A 16,520-nucleotide genomic window follows, 5' to 3' on the forward strand; every position below is an offset into this window, starting at 1 on the left:
CCCCGCTCACCCCACCCAATCCAGCCCCATTTCCTCGTAAATCTCCTTGTCCTCGGCCCAGTTCTCGGTCGCCTTGACGTGCAGGAACAAATGCACCTTCTGGCCCAGCAGCTCGCTCAGCTCCTGCCGCGCGGCGGCGCCGATCGATTTGATCATGCTGCCGCCCTTGCCCAGCACGATCATGCGCTGGTTGTCGCGCGCGACCACGATCTGCTGGTGGATCTCGAGGCTGCCGTCCTTGCGCTGGATGTATTTCTCGGGGCGCACTGCGCTGTCGTAGGGCAGTTCCTCGTGGAGCTGCTTGTAGAGCTGTTCGCGGGTGATCTCGGTGGCGAGCAGCCGCTCGCTGGCGTCGCTGACCTGGTCCTCGGGATACATCCACTCGCCCTGCGGCATCAGCGCGGCGAGGACATCCTTGAGCTCGGCGACCCCGTCGCCGGTGAGCGCGGAGATGAAGTAGATCTCGGCGAAATCGCCCAGCTCGCCCAGCTCCTGCGCCAGCGCCAGCAGCGGTTCCTTCTTCGCCCGGTCGACCTTGTTGAGCACCAGGAACTTGCGCTCGGGCCGGTGCTTCAATTGCTCGAGCATCGGCAGCAACTCGTGACGGCGCTGCTTGAGCGGATCGACCATCAGCAGCACCGCATCGGCGGCCTCGGCGCCTTCCCAGGCGGCGCTGACCATCGCGCGGTCGAGCCGCCGCTTGGGCGCGAAGATGCCCGGCGTGTCGACCAGGACCATCTGCGTCGCGAAGCCGTCGCTCTCGTGCAGCGCGATCCCGAGCATCCGCGCGCGGGTGGTCTGCGCCTTGGCGGATGTGATCGCGACCTTCTGCCCGACCAGCTGGTTGACCAGCGTCGACTTGCCCGCATTGGGCGCGCCGAGCACTGCGACCACGCCGCAGCGGGTGGGGAGGGCGGGGCCGGTTTCGGCGGGCTCGGCCTGGCTTGCTTCGGTCTCGTTGGTCACGACGCGGTACTCATCCGTATTTCTCCATGAACTCTCTGGCGGCCTCGCGCTCGGCCTCGGACTTGCTGCCCGCGGTGGCTTCGGCCTCGCCGACCTTGAACACGCTCACCTTGACGGTGAACTGCGCGGCGTGGTCGGGGCCGCTGCGGTCGGTGACCTCATATTGCGGCGGGCGGCGCTGGTTGCCCGCGGCCCATTCCTGCAGCGCGCTCTTGGGGTGCTTGCGCTGGCCCGCACCGCTTTCGAGCGCCGGACGCCACAGCTCATGCACCAGATCGCGCGCCGAAGCGAAGCCGTTCTCGATGAATTGCGCGCCGAGCAGCGATTCCATCACATCGCCCAGGATGTTGTCGCTGTCGCGCCCGCCGTCGGCGCTGGCCTGTTTGGAGATCCGGATATGCTCGGCGAGGCCCAGCCCGCGCGCGGTTTCGGCGCACATCTCGCGGCTGACCAGCGCGTTGAGCCGCTGCGACAATCGCCCCTCGGGCGCCTCGCTCTGGCGGTAGAGCCAGTCGGCCACCGCCAGTCCGAGCACCCGGTCGCCGAGGAATTCGAGCCGCTCGTAATCCTTCGCCTCGCCCAGGCTGCCATGCGTCAGCGCGGCGTGCCACAGCGCCTCGTCGCCGACGGTGAAGCCGGTCGCCTCGAGCCAGTCGCGCGCCTCGGGCGCCAGGGTCCCGCCCCCGCTCACAGGCTTTCCCCGATCCGGTCCCAGCGGGTGGCGCTGAACCAGGTCCAGGGCTTGAGCCATTCGGCGCTGCCATCGGTCGACCACAGCACCCTGCTTGCGCGGCCCACCAGAAGCTCGGTCGGGACCAGCCCCACGCCGCCCTGCGGCGCGGCCTCGAAGCGGCTGTCCTGCGAATTGTCGCGATTGTCGCCCATCACGAACAGGTGCTCGCGCGGCACGACCACCGGGCCGAAATCGTCCTGCGGGGTCACCCCGAAATCCAGCACGGTGTAGGCGCGGCCCGAGGGCAGCGTCTCGCGCGCCATGCGGTAGCGGCAGGCGGTCCCGCGCTCCGTCTCGACCTCGAACCCGCCGCGCACGCATTGGGTGTTGGCGGACAGCGGCAGGTCGAACTCGCGCACCAGCTCCTGCTCGACCGGCCGACCGTTGATCGTCACGCGCCCGCCGCGCATCTCGATGGTGTCGCCGGGCAGGGCGATCACCCGCTTGATATAGTCGGTGCCGTCGATCGGATGCTTGAAGATCGCGACATCGCCGCGCTCTGGCAGGTCCGCGAGGATCCTGCCGGGAAGCAGCGGCACCTGGAAGGGCATCGAGAGGTTGGAATAGCCATAGGGCCATTTGGCCGCGACCAGATAATCGCCCTTCCACAGCGCGGGCAGCATGCTCTCGCTGGGAATGGTGAAGGGCGCGAACAGGAAGGTGCGGAACACCAGCACCGCGAGCACCACCTTGAGCACGAATTTGGTGAAGCTCCACCAGTCCTCGCGCTCCTCGGTGCCGGTGCCGGTGCCGGTCTCGGGGGCCGCTGCGGTTCCGGATCCGGTGCGCCCGTCCTGCGGCCTTTGCGGCGCGGTGCTCGCAGCGATAGGGGGTTTGCCATTCATGGAGCGATTCCCTAGGCGCGCAGGGCTGGCCATTAAAGGACTTTTGCGCATGACTTCGCCCGCCGATCTGTGGACCCGTCTCGAAGCCCTGCCGCGCCCCACCTTGCGCGAATTGTTCAGCGCCACCCGCGATGGCGGTGAGGGCACCGACGAACCCGGCGATGCGGACCGCGTCGCCATGCTCTCGGGCCGGATCGAGCTTGGCAGCGGCGCCGAGGGCGAGAACGCGATCCTCGATGCCGGCGGGATTTTCTTCGACTGGTCCAAGACCCATCTCGACCGCGCGGTGATCGCCTCTTTCGAGGAGCTGGCCGAGGCGATGGATTTCGCCGGCATGCGCGCGAAACTGTTCGCGGGCGAGGTGGTCAACCCGACCGAGAACCGCGCCGCCGATCATGCGACGCTGCGCGGCGTCGGCGACGCGGCCAAGGTCGAGGAGGCCGAGGCGCTGCTCGATCGCATGGGGCTGCTGGTCGAGGCGATCCATCAGGGCGCGCTGGGCGATATCGACCACCTGATCCACATCGGCATCGGCGGCTCGGCGCTGGGCCCGGCGCTGGGCGTCGATGCGCTCAGCCGCGAGCTGTCCTATTGCGACGTCCACGTCGTCTCCAACATCGACGGCGTCGCGCTGGAAGCGGCCTTCGCCGCCTGCGATCCGGCCAGGACGCTGATCGCGGTCGCCAGCAAGACTTTCACCACCATCGAGACCATGACCAACGCGGCTTCCGCGCTCAAATGGCTGTCCGACAACGGCGTCGCCGATCCCTACGGCCGCGTGGTGGCGCTCACCGCCAGCCCGGAAAAGGCGGTCGAATGGGGCGTCGACGAGACCCGCATCCTGCCGTTCCCCGAAAGCGTCGGCGGGCGCTATTCGGTATGGTCGAGCATCGGCTTCCCGGTCGCTATGGCCGCCGGGATGGAGGATTTCCGCGCCTTCCTCGCCGGCGCCAGGGCGATGGACGAGCATTTCCGCGACACCGAGGGAAGCGCCAACCTCGTCCTGCGCGCCGCCTTCGCCGATCTCTACTACACCCGCATTCGCGGCTGCCAGACCCGCGCGGTCTTCGCCTATGACGAGCGGCTGGGGCTGTTCCCCGACTATCTCCAGCAGCTCGAGATGGAGAGCAACGGCAAGCGAGTCACCGCCGGCATGCAGCCGGTCGACGGCCCGACCGCGCCGGTGACTTGGGGCGGGGTGGGCACCGATGCGCAGCACGCGGTGTTCCAGCTGCTCCACCAGGGCACGCATCTGATCCCGGTCGATTTCATCGCCAGCGTGGCGCCGGGCGATGCGCTCGACCCCGCGCATCACCGCATATTGCTGACCAATTGCTTCGCGCAAGGTGCGGCGCTGATGGTGGGCGACAAGGGCGAGGACCCCGCGCGCCACTTCCCCGGCGACCGCCCCAGCGCCACCATCCTCGCCGACGATTTCGACGCCGCCGCGCTGGGCGCGCTGATCGCCTTCCACGAACACCGCGTGTTCGCCAGCGCGGTCTTGATGGGGATCAACCCCTTCGACCAGTTCGGGGTCGAACTGGGCAAGCAGATGGCAAAGGCGATCGAGAAGGGCGGCGGGAGCTTCGACGCGAGCACGGCAGGGTTGCTGGAGCGGGCGGGGCTGGGGTGAGGGCAAGCCGGCCGGTTAATCGCCCGTGACTGAGCTTGCTTTGTGGGTTGGCTGAGTTTCTGGGGTTCGGGTCGATTGCTGCTAGGCCTTTTTTACACTGAACCCGCTTATAGCCGAAGGTCGGCTTTCAATATGTGGCCAACCAAGCGCGAACGTCCGGCATTGGGTGGGAAGCAGTCATTCAAGAAACGGTGGAGGAGCGTCATCAAGGAGCCGATATGCGCGGCGAGATGAAACTATGCGGACAATCAGGCTAATAATTAGGGGCACGATCAACCCCACCAGCCCCAACAATATGATTTGGTTGGCCGCGTAGACGAAAGCGCCGCATGATGTTTTGACGTCGAAGCCAAAGGGGTTTCCGTCCGTGTTAGAGATACCGAGAAGTGGGCACACGATCTCTAATCCGTCGGGCCGCTGAAGGAATATGAAGTATGCCGTTATCGTAAGGTATACGGCAACACAAAAGGCCAAGATGCTATTGGCAGCCCTGGAAGTTAGTAGATCCCCCCTTCCGAACACTGCCGTTATGACCCAGTAAGCGGCGAATATTATCGCGACTATGCTGTGCATCGCGGAATATTCACTTCGCCAGGACGAGACCACCAGAGCTTGATCGTTACTGTCGAGTCCTTCCATAGCCGCGACGATCTGCGGCATGAAAATTAGGTGCGCAATTGCGAAGATGGCAAACGGCGCAACCGTTATGCCGAAGCCCATTGTCGCTGCCTTGAGCCGGTTGGTAAGCGCGGCCATTATCTCCCCTAGGTGCGAATTATTCGTCGAGCAAATAGAGCGATTTCAGAAACCGTCCGCAATGGGGTCGTAAACGGTACGGCGGGTTTTGGCGATGGCGGAAGGAAAGCCGCCGCCTTCCCTCTCGTCATTGCGAGGAGCGCAGCGACGCGGCAATCCATGGCGCGGCTTTGCGGGTCCTCACTACTGTCATGGAAAGAGGAAACCGTCGTTCGTGGATTGCCGCGCCGCCTGCGGCGGCTCGCAATGACGGCGGCAGGGGTTTTTCCCCGGAGGCGAACCTGCCGGTGTTGAGCCTTTCGGCAGCAAGGCAGCGTGACCCCGGGTCGAGCCCGGGGCGACGAAACTTGGGAAGCGCTGTAACTGGGTCGTTCGCTGCCAGGCAGCCTTTTGGCGCAGGGCCCCAGCAAGCGGCCAGCGGATTTGCCGGGGCCGTCCGAGTCGCGAACCGCCAAAATCGATGGGGCAGCTCACCCCCTCGTCGCCCGGGCCTGACCCGGGGCCCCGCTGCCTCTGGTGCAAAGTGACGCAAGCGAAGCGGATCGGTCGTCCCGCTGCGGGGCGGCTCTGCGCTTCGATCCGGGCTTGCGTCGCGGCAGCGACGAACAAGCTGGACTCCGGGTCGGGTCCGGGGCGACGCAGACGGGCGATCTTGCATCCGGCCCGCCAAGGGGTTCCACCCTCGTCATTGCGAGGAGCGTAGCGACGAAGCAATCCATGGTGCGGCCGCGGCTCGTCGCTGCCGTGGCTTCGGGTGGAAAGCGCCTCTCATGGATTGCCACGACGCCGGCGGCGGCCTGCGACGACGAGCGAAAAGGTCTGACGCGGCATGAGGAAGCCAGCGGGACCCCGGATCAGGCCCGGATGACCACCGTGGGGCGGGATGCACGTGCCCCATGGCTATCGACAGCCGAGCAAATGCAGTATTCTGTCGTGCGCGTACCCGCAGGAGGCATGCAATGAAGCAGTTGATCTACCGTTCGCAGCCGTTCGGGTTCGACAATTCGACGCTTGCCGGCATATTGATCCAGGCCCGCCGCAACAACCGGCGCGACGACATAACCGGCGCGCTGATCTGCAGGCACGACGTCTATCTCCAGCTGATCGAAGGGCCCGCTGGCGCGATCGATGCCCTCTATGCGCGTATCGTCGAGGATGATCGCCATGCCGAGGTCAGCCTGGCGCTGTCCGAGACGGTCGAGGAGCGAATGTTCCCGGAGTGGGAGATGCTCGACGACGAACTGCCGACCCTGACGTGGTCGCCAGCCGAAGTCGCGGCGGGCGCGATCGAGAAGGCCGGTCCCGACGAATTGCGCGCGGTCTTCCACCGGATTGCGGACAAGGCTCGCGCGGGTGCATCCAGTCCGTGATCCTCATGCGGCCTCCTGCGGCCCCCATTCGCGAAACAAATTGACTTTCCCGCGCAACTTCCCCACATGGCTTTCCATCGAGGTGCGCGCCCGCGTGAAGCGGTTGGCCAGACAGAGCCATCCCCGGCAGCCCTTCGGTTCTCCCCAAAGACTTCCCTTTTCACGCGGGTCGTTTTGACACCCGCGACGCGCGTGGATTCCGTCTGGACTCCGTCCCGGCTCTGCGCGCGCGCCGCATATTACGAGTTTACAGACACATGACACAGACTTCCGACCAGCCCGTCCAGTTCTCCGATCTCGGGCTTTCGCAGCCCGTTCTCCAGGCGCTCGACCTGCAGGGCTACACCACCCCGACCCCGATCCAGGCGCAGGCGATCCCGCCCGTGCTCGAAGGGCGCGACCTGATGGGCATCGCGCAGACCGGCACCGGCAAGACCGCCGCGTTCATGCTGCCCAGCATCGACCGGCTGCGCGCCGCCGACAACCAGACCCCGTTCAAATCGTGCCGCATGCTGATCCTCGCGCCGACGCGCGAGCTGGCCGGGCAGATCGCCCAGTCGGCCAAGGATTACGGCGCGCTGGCGGGCCTCAAGGTCCATTCCATCGTCGGCGGGACCTCGGTCAACAAGGACCGCAACAAGCTCCACCGCGGCACCGACATCCTCGTCGCCACGCCGGGCCGGCTGCTCGATCTGATCGACCAGAAGGCGATTGGCCTTGGTAGCGTCGAGATCCTCATCCTCGACGAGGCCGACCAGATGCTCGACCTCGGCTTCATCCACGCGCTGCGCAAGATCAGCGAGCTGGTCCCCAAGGAGCGCCAGACGCTGTTCTTCTCGGCCACCATGCCCAAGGCGATCAAGGAACTGGTCGGCAAATATTGCCGCAACCCGGTCCAGGTCTCGGTCACGCCCGAAAGCACCACCGCCGAGCGGATCGACCAGTATCTCTACATGGTCCAGCAGGAAGAGAAGCAGTCGCTGCTCGAGATGATCCTCTCGGGCCGTCACCAGATCCCCGGCAAGATCGAGCGTGTGCTCGTGTTCGCGCGCACCAAGCACGGCTGCGACCGGGTGGTGAAGAAGCTGGCGCAGGTCGGCATCAACGCCAATGCGATCCACGGCAACAAGAGCCAGCCGCAGCGCGAACGCGCGCTCGACGAGTTCAAGCGGGCCAAGACCCCGGTGCTGGTGGCAACCGATGTCGCCGCGCGCGGGATCGACATCCCCGGCGTCAGCCACGTGATCAATTACGAGCTGCCCAACGTGCCCGAGCAATATGTCCACCGGATCGGCCGCACCGCGCGCGCCGGGGCCGAGGGCATCGCGATCGCGATGTGCGCCGAGGACGAGCGCGCCTATCTCAAGGACATCCGCAAGCTCACCGATGCCGAATTCGAACGGCTCGACCTGCCGGAGAATTTCCGTGCGGTGGTCGAGGGCGTCGGTCCGACCAAGCGCGAGCACCAGCAGAAGCAGGGCCGCGCGCAGGTCACTCCGTCGCGCGGCAGCCAGCCGGGCAAGAAGCATCCCTCGCGCGCCGGCAAGCCGCGCCGCGATGGTGATGGTGGCCACGGCGGCGGCCAAGGGCGTTCGGGCGGAAGCTCGGGGGGTGGCCAGAACCGCAACCGCAGCCGCGGCGGACGCAGCCAGGCTTCGCGCTAACCTCTAAGGCAACCCTTGCACGGGGTTGCCGACCTACCCGATGAAAGCCATAGCGCGCGCTCCCCCACCAAGGAGCGCGCGCGTGGTCTTTCAATCTTCCGACGACTATGATTACGACCTCTTCACCATCGGCGCCGGATCGGGCGGCGTGCGCGCCAGCCGGGTCGCCGCGGCGCATGGGGCGAGGGTCGCAATCGCCGAGGAACACCGCGTCGGCGGCACCTGCGTCATCCGCGGCTGCGTCCCCAAGAAGATGCTCGTCTATGGCGCGCATTTCGCCGAGGATCTCGAGGACTGCCAGCGGTTCGGCTGGGAAATCGAGGGCAAGCGCTTCAACTGGAAGACGCTGCGCGACAACGTCCTCGACGACGTCACCCGCCTCGAGGGCGCCTATACCGACACGCTCGAAAACCACGATGTGACCATCTTCAAGGAGCGCGCCGAGATCACCGGCCCGCACGAGATCACGCTGGCAGGCGGCAGAGTGGTGACCGCAAACCATATCCTGATCGCCACCGGGGCGCGCCCGCGCATGCCCGAGTGCGAGGGCGCCGAACATGCGATCAGCTCGAACGAGGCGTTCCACCTCGACGAATTGCCCAAAAAGATCATCATCGCGGGCGGCGGCTATATCGCCAACGAATTCGCGGGCATCTTCAACGAGTTCGGCTGCGACGTGCATATCGTCAATCGCGGCGACCGCCTGCTGCGCAGCTACGACGAGGCGGTGCGCGACCGCCTGCTGCAGATCTCGACCACCAAGGGGATCACCTTCCGCTTCAACACCACCTTCGAATACATCAAGCCCTGCGACGAGGGCGGCTTCTACGTGAAGCTGTCCGACGGCGAGGAGGAGAAAGCCGACACGGTGATGTTCGCCGTCGGCCGCATCCCCAACACCGAAGGGCTGGGGCTCGACAAGGCGGGTGTCGAACTGGGCGAGGGCGGCGAGATCGTGGTCGATCGCTTCAGCAAGACCAATGTCGACCACATCTACGCGGTGGGCGATGTCACCGACCGCGTCCAGCTCACCCCGGTCGCGATCCGCGAGGGTCAGGCTTTCGCCGACACCGTGTTCGGCGGCCACGACCCGGTCGCGGTGGACCATTCCTGCATCCCCAGCGCGGTCTTCAGCCATCCGCCGATCGCGGCGGTGGGCATGACCGAGGGCGAGGCCAAGAACAAGCTCGGCAGCGTCAAGGTCTATCTGTCCGATTTCCGCCCGATGAAGAACGTGCTGGCGGGGCGCAACGAACGCTCGCTGTTCAAGATGGTCTGCGACGGCGACAGCGGCAAGATCGTCGGCATCCACATGATCGCCCCCGATGCGCCCGAGATGATGCAGGCGGCGGCGATCGCGGTCAAGGCGGGGCTGACCAAGGCCGATTTCGACGCCACCACCGCGATCCATCCGACCATGGCCGAGGAACTGGTCCTGCTGCGTTGAGCGCGCGCGGCCTCGCAGGCCCGATAAACCCGCCGTCCCGGCACGCGACGCATTGGTGCCAGTCGATTGCCTTGCGCGCCCGCACAGGGTTAAACCCGAGGCAACGAATCGGGATAACGGGGAAAATTGCATGAACATGCTGGCTTCGCGCGGACAATTGCGCGCGAGTTTCATCCGTTGGGCGCTGTTCACCGTCCCGCTGATCGTGCTGCTCGGCTTTCTCGCCGGGCAGTCGAGCGGCCCCGACACCGCCTGGTTCGCCGGTCTCGACAAGCCCGGCATCTACCCACCGCCCGCCGCCTTCGGGATCGTCTGGACGATCCTCTATGTGATGATCGGCCTTGCGCTGGCGCTGGTCTGCGCCGCCTGGGGCGCGCGTGGACGAACGCTGGCGCTGACTGTGTTCGCGGTCCATTTCGTCTTCAATCTCGCCTGGACCCCGGTGTTCTTCGGGATGCAGCAGATCGCGGGCGGGCTGCTGGTGATCGGGCTGGTGGCGCTGACGCTCATTGCGGTGATCGTGCTGTTCTGGCGAATCCGCCGGCTCGCAGGCGTGCTGCTGTTGCCCTATCTCGTCTGGGTGCTGTTCGCCTTCGCGCTCAACTACCAGTTCCTCCAGCTCAATCCCGAGGCCGATGGCACCGGCGATGGCGAGACCGGCGGCGCGGTCGAACGCGTCCGGATCGGCGGCTAGCGCCGGCCGGCGTCACCCTCTGGACAATCGCTTCCGCCGCGCCCATCTCAGCGCCATGCAAAGCCAGAACCCGCTCATCGCCGATTTCGTCAAACTGGCCAATTCGGCCGCCGGAACCTTTGCGGGGATGACCCGCGAGGCGCGCGAGTCCGCGCGCGAACGCGCCAAGGAGGCCTTCGGGGGGATGGATTTCGTCACCCGCGAGGAATTCGACGCGGTTAAGACCATGGCTGCGAAGGCCCGCGAGGAGACCGAGAAGCTCTCCGCGCGGATCACCGCGCTGGAAGCCCGCAATCCCTAACGCGAGGTTCGGCGCGGGTCTCTGCGCCGGCAGCGCCTGACGCGCTCCGTCGATGCAGCTTCGCGCACCCGCCATCGTCGTCGCTTCGAGACCGCAGGGCGAGACTGCGGTCATCGCCCGGATGTTGACCGCCGAGGCCGGTCTGGTTGCGGCCTATGTCGCGGGCGGCCGCGGGCGGCTGCTGCGTCCCGTCGTCATGCCGGGCAACCTCGTGATGGCCGATATCCGCTCCAAATCCGAAGGTCAGCTGCCCTTTGCCCGGCTCGAACTCACCGCCAGCCGCGGACCGTGGCTGAGCGAGCCGCTCCCCGCCGCGGCGATCGCCTGGACCTGTGCGCTGACCGCCACCGCGCTCCCCGAACGCCAGGCCTATCCGGCGGTCCACGCCGCGCTCGCGGGCCTGCTCGACGCGATCTGCTCGGCGCCCTCGGCGCGCGGCTGGGTCGAGGGGCTGGTCGCCTATGAGACGCTGCTGCTGCGCGAGATGGGCTATGGCGGAGACGAGGCGAGGAATGCCGATGGCGCCGGAGACGCAAATTGGTATCGGGGCCGGCCCGCGATAGCCGATCTTGCTTCGGGGCTGGAAATTCTGGCTCGGCTCGAGCGGCCGGTCGCCCGATACCTGATTGCCGAGACCCGCGCCGACGTTATGGCGGCGCGCAGGCAGCTGTGCGAGAGGCTCGCCAGAATGGATGGCCAATCGGACAGCAGGGGGGAAAGCTGACACCATGAAGATCGCGCTATTGCCCGGCGACGGGATCGGCCCCGAGGTTACCGCTGCCGCGCGCCAGGTGCTCGACGCGCTGGCGCTGCCCGGCCTCGTGCTGTTCGAGGGTGATGTCGGCATGGCGGCCTATCGCCGCCACGGCCACCCGCTCCCTCTCGAGACGCTCGAAATGGCGCGCGCCGCCGATGCGGTGCTGTTTGGCGCGGTGGGCGATCCCGAAGGCGACACGCTGCCGCGCGAGCACCGCCCCGAGGCGGCGATCCTGGGCCTGCGCGCCGAACTTGGCCTGTTCGCCAATCTGCGCCCCGCCGCGGGCTGGCCCGGTCTGGAAGACCTTTCGCCGCTCAAGTCCGAACTGGCGCGCGGGATCGATCTGCTGGTGGTCCGCGAATTGAACGGCGATGTCTATTTCGGCGCCAAGGGCGAGCGCACCACCGAGGCGGGCGAGCGCGAGGGCTGGGATTCGATGTCCTATAGCAAGAGCGAGGTCCGCCGGATCGCGCACACCGCGTTCCAGGCGGCGGGCAAGCGCCGCGGCCGGGTGACCAGCGTCGACAAGGCCAATGTCCTTGAGACCAGCCGGATCTGGCGCGAGACCGTGATCGAGGTCGGGCGCGATTATCCCGAGATCCGTCTCGACCATCTTTATGTCGACAACGCCGCCATGCAGATGGTCCGCGCGCCGGGCCAGTTCGACGTGATCCTGACCGGCAATCTGTTCGGCGATATCCTCTCCGATCAGGCCAGCGCGGTGGTCGGGTCGATCGGTCTGCTCCCCAGCGCCAGCCTCGGCGAGCGCACCACCGACCACGGCACTTTCGGGCTTTACGAGCCGATCCACGGCAGCGCGCCCGATATCGCGGGGCAGGGCAGGGCCAACCCCCTCGCCGCGATCCTCAGCCTGGCGATGCTGCTGCGCCATTCGCTCGGGCGCGAGGGCGATGCGGGCCGGGTCGAGCGTGCCGTGGCGCAGACGCTGGCCGGCGGGGTGCTGGGCGCCGATCTCGGCGGCGAGGCCTCGACCGACACCATCGCTGCGGCGCTGGTTAGCAATCTGCTAAGCCTATCTTGAGATTTGGGCGCTAGGCGGGTCTGGTCATGGACATGTCCTCCGCCGCGCCCGTCCCGATCCGATCGACCATGGCCGCGCTCGAACTCGCCATCATCCTGCCCACGCTCAACGAGCGCGACAATCTCGCGCCGCTGGTCGCGCGGATCGAGCAGGCGCTCGGTCCTGCGGGCTGGGAAGTGCTGGTCGTGGACGACAATTCCGCCGATGGCACCGCCGAGGAAGCCCGCCGGCTGGCGCTGACCGACCCTCGTCTGCGCGTAATCCAGCGGATCGGTCGCCGCGGCCTGTCCTCCGCCGCGATCGAGGGCTTCTGCGCCACCGCCGCGCCCTTTGCCGCGGTGATGGACGCCGACCACCAGCACGATCCGCAATTGCTCGTCCCCATGCTCGACGCGGTGCGTTCGGGCGAGGCGGATGTGGCGGTCGCGAGCCGCTTCGCCGTCGGGGCGAGCACCGAAGGATGGGGGCGGCCCGACCGCGAGAGGCTCTCGGGGATCGCCAACACGCTCGCGCGCAAGCTCACCGGGGTCGAGCTGACCGATCCGATGAGCGGCTATTTCCTGCTCCGCACCGCGACCGCGCGCGAACTCGCGCCGCGACTCTCGGCGATCGGCTTCAAGATCCTGCTCGACCTGCTCGCCACCAGCGAGCGGAGCCTCACCGTGAAGGATGTCCCGATGAATTTCTCCGCGCGCCGCTCGGGCGAATCCAAGCTCGATCGCGCGATCGCGTTCGATTTCCTCGCCGGGCTCTACGACAAGAGTTTCGGGCGGCTGATCCCGACCCGCTTCGCCATGTTCGGCACCGTCGGTGCGCTCGGCGTGCTGGTGCATATGGCGCTGCTCTATCTGTTCCTGCTGACTGCGGGGACGGCATTCCCCTGGGCGCAGGCGATCGCGACCTTCGGGGCGATGACCTTCAATTTCTGGCTCAACAATTTTCTCACCTACCGCGACCGGCGGCTGACCACGCCGGGCGCAGTGCTGCGCGGCTGGCTCAGCTTCATCGCCGCCTGTTCGGTGGGCGCCTTCGCCAATGTCGCGGTGGCGACCACTCTGTTCGACCGCGGCCTGCACGAAGTGGCCGCGGCGCTGGTCGGGATCGCGATCGGCTCGGTGTGGAACTACGCGCTGTCGAGCCGCTTCGTCTGGGGCCGCTACTGAGGCATAGGGCGGGCCCTTCAGCGCCAGCCGGGCAGCCAGGCCCATTGCAGGAAGGCCATCTCGCCATCCAGCGGTGCGGCGCTGAGGATGGGGTAGAAATAGACGAAGAATGCGACACTCCCCGCCAGCGGCAGGAGTGCGAGCCAGCGCCGTCCCGCCTGCCACAGCGCATCCAGCGCCAGCGCCAGCGCCGCCAGCAGGAACATGCTCGGCAGCAGGTAATGGTAATAGAACTGCACCGGCTTGTCCGCGACCGCCCAGAACCCCAGCGTCAGAGTATAGAGCCAGACCGGTGCCAGCAACACGCCGTCGCGCCGGGCGATGCCGCGCCATGCGGCCCAGACCAGCGCGGGCAGGCCGAGCAGCATGGTCAGCGGATTGCCGATCAGCAGGATGCCGCGCTGCGCCCCGTCGATGACCTCGTAAAGAAACCAGATCCCGCGCGCGTTGAGCAGCCATTGCAGCCACTGGCTCGAATAGGGATGCGGCTGGGTGACGCCCGACTGCATCCCGAGCATCGCGATATGGTGGGCGATCAGATCGGCGGGTCCGTCGGGGCTGCCGATCGCGCCGCGCTCGAACCAGAAGGCGGGCAGATAGGTGGCGGCATAGACCAGTAGCGGCACCAGCCCGAGCCACAGCGCCGCCTCGAGCAGCGTGATCCCCGGCACCGGCGCGCCGCGGCGGCTGAGCAGCAGCCGGCGGCGACCCGCCCTGGCGCGCATGACGAGAAAGACCAGGCCGGGGACCGGGGCCAGCACCAGCGCGTTCCACTTGGCGGCCATCGACAGCCCCAGCGCCGCGCCTGCCAGCGCCAGCCGCCACCGTCCGGTCTCGGGCTCGCGCATCGCGCCTGCGCATTGCCAGAAAGCAAGCGCGAGGAAGGCGATGTGGAACACGTCGAGCATCGGGATCCGGGCGTGGACATAGAGCAGGAAACCGGTCCCAAGCAGCGCGCCATAGGCGAGCGTGGCGAAGCGGCTGAGCGTCGCGTGCCACAGCGCGCGCATCGCGGCGTAGAGCGCCAGCGCGCCGAAAAGCGTCGGCACCAGCCGCCAGCCCCAGGGATTGTCGCCCAGCAGCGCGATCCCCAGCGCGAGCAATTGCTTGCCCAGCAGCGGATGCTCGCGGTTGGTGAACTCGCCCAGCGCCAGCAGTTCGCGCGCCGCGGGAAGGTAGTGGACCTCGTCGAAATAGGGGGCGGTCGGAATACCGAGCCGGATCAGGCAGACCAGCCAGAAGCCGAGCGTCAGCGCCATGCACCAGGCGCGCGGATCGTGGTCGGGCCTGGCGGAGCTTGTCATCGCGGCGGGCTTAATTGGCGGAGGGGCGCCGTTCAAGTGGCGAAACAACCACAGGTTTCGCCGCAACTGCGCCCCGCCTGGCAGAAACACAGTTTCGCCACGATTATGTCATGCTACAGCTCTAGCAAGTCGCCAAGGCCAAGGCGGAAGGGCCGAGCGACGCGAGTCGCACCGTTAAAATACCGCCGTCCGACTGCAATGCGTGGAGTTCCACTATGAAGAAGACTGCAACAGTTCTTGGTGCTGCCGCCGCCGCTGCGATGATCGCTGCGCCGGTTGCCGCTGCCGAGCGTTATTCGGCTCCGGTCGATGGCGAAAGCGAAATGGCCGCCGGCGGTTCGGGCCTCATCATCGGGATCGTGGCGGCTGCCGCCGTGATCCTCGGCATCGTTCTGATCGCCGATGACAATGACGATGAAGCCGTCAGCCCGTAAGCTTTCGGGTTTGCGAAATACGGGGGCGGAGAGGCAACTCTCCGCCCCTTTTTCGTGGTTCCGCCCATCATCGCGGCAGCGGCTTGCCGCAGCGCCATGCGCTGCCTAGACAGGCGCGCGATGAAACAGACCACCGGAACCGACCGCTCGATCACCCGCCACTGGCGCCCCGCGACCCAGGCCGTGCGCGGCGGGACCTGGCGCTCCGAACACGGCGAGACCAGCGAGGCGCTGTTCCTCACCTCGGGCTACACCTACCCCGATGCCGCAACTCCTGCCGCGCGCTTCGCCGGCGACGAGCAGGGCATGACCTATTCGCGGTTGCAGAACCCCACCGTCGCCATGCTCGAGGAGCGGATCGCGCTGATGGAAGGCGCCGAGGCCTGCCGCGCGCAGGCCAGCGGGATGGCGGCGATGACCGCGGCGCTGCTGTGCCAGCTCGAGACCGGCGACCATGTCGTCGCCGCGCGCGCCGCCTTCGGCTCGTGCCGCTGGCTGGTCGACAATCTGCTCCCCAAGTTCGGGATCGCAACCACCGTGATCGACAGCGCGGTGGACGCGGAATGGGAGCGCGCGATCCGCCCCAACACCAAGGTGTTCTTCTTCGAGACTCCCGCCAATCCCACGCTCGACGTGGTCGATCTCGCCCATGTCTGCGGGCTCGCGAAGGCGCATGGCATCACCAGCGTGGTCGACAACGCCTTCGCCACCAGCGCGCTGCAGCGGCCGATGGAATTCGGCGCCGACGTGGTGGCCTACAGCGCCACCAAGCTGATGGACGGGCAGGGCAGGGTGCTCGCGGGCGCGGTCTGCGGCAGCAGCGAATGGATCGAGGAAGTGCTGCTCCCGTTCCAACGCAACACCGGCCCCAATTGCGCGCCGTTCAACGCCTGGGTGGTGCTCAAGGGGCTGGAGACGCTGGGCCTGCGCGCGCATCGCCAGAGCGAGAACGCGCTCGAACTCGGCCGCTTCATCGAGGACCGCGGTCCCCGGATGCTCCACCCCGGCCTGCCCAGCCACCCGCGCCACGAATTGGCCGCGCGGCAAATGGACGCATTCGGCCCGATCTTCGCTTTCGATGTCGGCGACCGTGCAAAGGCTTTCGCGCTGCTCGACGCGCTCGAACTGGTCGATATCTCGAACAATATCGGCGATGCGCGCAGCCTGATGTGTCACCCCGCCAGCACCACCCACGCCGGCATGAGCGCGGAGGCGCGCACGGAAATGGGAGTGACCGAGGGGCTGCTGCGGATCAATGTCGGGCTCGAAGACATCGCCGACATCACCGAGGATATCGACCGCGCGCTGAGTGCCGCCGGGTTCTAGAGTTCGACGATTTTGGATCGACCCGACCTGCTCCTCCCCCTTGAGGGGGAGGCTGGGTGGGGGTGTACCGCGCCAATGGCCTGGA

General features: G+C 67.0%; 16 protein-coding genes. 11 read left to right on the forward strand and 5 right to left on the reverse strand.

Annotation, left to right across the window (positions count from 1 at the left end):
• Positions 1 to 6 precede the first annotated feature (6 nt).
• From era to lepB, 3 genes are all read right to left on the reverse strand, one after another.
• On the reverse strand, positions 7 to 885 hold the full coding sequence (gene era / locus ACQ5J0_RS10515; RefSeq protein ID WP_462570097.1) for a GTPase Era: 879 nt from the start codon (positions 883 to 885) through the stop codon (positions 7 to 9).
• A 91-nt stretch (positions 886 to 976) separates the two neighbouring features.
• On the reverse strand, positions 977 to 1,657 hold the full coding sequence (gene rnc, locus ACQ5J0_RS10520; RefSeq protein ID WP_462567435.1) for a ribonuclease III: 681 nt from the start codon (positions 1,655 to 1,657) through the stop codon (positions 977 to 979).
• Positions 1,654 to 2,544 (reverse strand): signal peptidase I, encoded by an 891-nt coding sequence (gene lepB, locus ACQ5J0_RS10525; protein WP_462567436.1) that lies wholly within the window; start codon positions 2,542 to 2,544, stop codon positions 1,654 to 1,656. Before lepB ends, rnc begins: the two co-directional genes overlap by 4 nt.
• Before the next feature lie 49 nt (positions 2,545 to 2,593).
• On the opposite strand from lepB, the gene pgi reads away from it, so the two are divergent.
• A complete protein-coding gene (gene pgi, locus ACQ5J0_RS10530) occupies positions 2,594 to 4,177 on the forward strand; it encodes a glucose-6-phosphate isomerase (RefSeq protein ID WP_462567437.1) in 1,584 nt (527 codons plus the stop codon).
• A gap of 177 nt (positions 4,178 to 4,354) precedes the next feature.
• Here pgi and ACQ5J0_RS10535 read toward each other — a convergent pair whose 3' ends face one another.
• Positions 4,355 to 4,933, reverse strand: coding sequence for a hypothetical protein (locus ACQ5J0_RS10535; RefSeq protein ID WP_462567438.1), 579 nt, complete (start codon positions 4,931 to 4,933; stop codon positions 4,355 to 4,357).
• A 959-nt stretch (positions 4,934 to 5,892) separates the two neighbouring features.
• On the opposite strand from ACQ5J0_RS10535, the gene ACQ5J0_RS10540 reads away from it, so the two are divergent.
• From ACQ5J0_RS10540 to ACQ5J0_RS10575, 8 genes are all read left to right on the forward strand, one after another.
• Positions 5,893 to 6,303 (forward strand): BLUF domain-containing protein, encoded by a 411-nt coding sequence (locus tag ACQ5J0_RS10540; protein ID WP_462567439.1) that lies wholly within the window; start codon positions 5,893 to 5,895, stop codon positions 6,301 to 6,303.
• A gap of 257 nt (positions 6,304 to 6,560) precedes the next feature.
• Positions 6,561 to 7,967, forward strand: coding sequence for a DEAD/DEAH box helicase (locus ACQ5J0_RS10545; protein ID WP_462567440.1), 1,407 nt, complete (start codon positions 6,561 to 6,563; stop codon positions 7,965 to 7,967).
• 82 nt (positions 7,968 to 8,049) lie between these two features.
• Positions 8,050 to 9,414, forward strand: a complete 1,365-nt coding sequence (gene gorA / locus ACQ5J0_RS10550; protein WP_462567441.1) for a glutathione-disulfide reductase — start codon at positions 8,050 to 8,052, stop codon at positions 9,412 to 9,414.
• Between the two features lie 130 nt (positions 9,415 to 9,544).
• Complete coding sequence (locus ACQ5J0_RS10555; RefSeq protein ID WP_462567442.1) at positions 9,545 to 10,108, forward strand: TspO/MBR family protein; 564 nt, start codon at positions 9,545 to 9,547, stop codon at positions 10,106 to 10,108.
• Between the two features lie 55 nt (positions 10,109 to 10,163).
• Positions 10,164 to 10,409 carry an accessory factor UbiK family protein gene (locus ACQ5J0_RS10560; RefSeq protein ID WP_462567443.1) on the forward strand — a complete coding sequence of 82 codons (246 nt, stop codon included), beginning with the start codon at positions 10,164 to 10,166 and terminating at the stop codon, positions 10,407 to 10,409.
• 52 nt (positions 10,410 to 10,461) lie between these two features.
• The gene (gene recO, locus ACQ5J0_RS10565) at positions 10,462 to 11,133 is read left to right on the forward strand and encodes a DNA repair protein RecO (protein WP_462567445.1); all 672 of its coding nucleotides are present in this window, start codon (positions 10,462 to 10,464) and stop codon (positions 11,131 to 11,133) included.
• Between the two features lie 4 nt (positions 11,134 to 11,137).
• Positions 11,138 to 12,208, forward strand: coding sequence for a 3-isopropylmalate dehydrogenase (gene leuB / locus ACQ5J0_RS10570; RefSeq protein ID WP_462567446.1), 1,071 nt, complete (start codon positions 11,138 to 11,140; stop codon positions 12,206 to 12,208).
• A 32-nt stretch (positions 12,209 to 12,240) separates the two neighbouring features.
• Positions 12,241 to 13,371, forward strand: coding sequence for a glycosyltransferase (locus ACQ5J0_RS10575; RefSeq protein WP_462567447.1), 1,131 nt, complete (start codon positions 12,241 to 12,243; stop codon positions 13,369 to 13,371).
• Between the two features lie 17 nt (positions 13,372 to 13,388).
• Here ACQ5J0_RS10575 and ACQ5J0_RS10580 read toward each other — a convergent pair whose 3' ends face one another.
• Positions 13,389 to 14,675: a phospholipid carrier-dependent glycosyltransferase gene (locus ACQ5J0_RS10580; RefSeq protein ID WP_462567448.1), complete on the reverse strand. Its 1,287-nt coding sequence runs from the start codon at positions 14,673 to 14,675 to the stop codon at positions 13,389 to 13,391.
• 215 nt (positions 14,676 to 14,890) lie between these two features.
• Here ACQ5J0_RS10580 and ACQ5J0_RS10585 point away from each other — a divergent pair, with 215 nt between their 5' ends.
• The gene (locus ACQ5J0_RS10585; RefSeq protein ID WP_462567449.1) at positions 14,891 to 15,109 is read left to right on the forward strand and encodes a hypothetical protein; all 219 of its coding nucleotides are present in this window, start codon (positions 14,891 to 14,893) and stop codon (positions 15,107 to 15,109) included.
• A 120-nt stretch (positions 15,110 to 15,229) separates the two neighbouring features.
• The gene (locus tag ACQ5J0_RS10590; protein ID WP_462567450.1) at positions 15,230 to 16,435 is read left to right on the forward strand and encodes a trans-sulfuration enzyme family protein; all 1,206 of its coding nucleotides are present in this window, start codon (positions 15,230 to 15,232) and stop codon (positions 16,433 to 16,435) included.
• Positions 16,436 to 16,520 lie beyond the last annotated feature (85 nt).

Source organism: Qipengyuania sp. SM2512 (genome assembly GCF_054954005.1).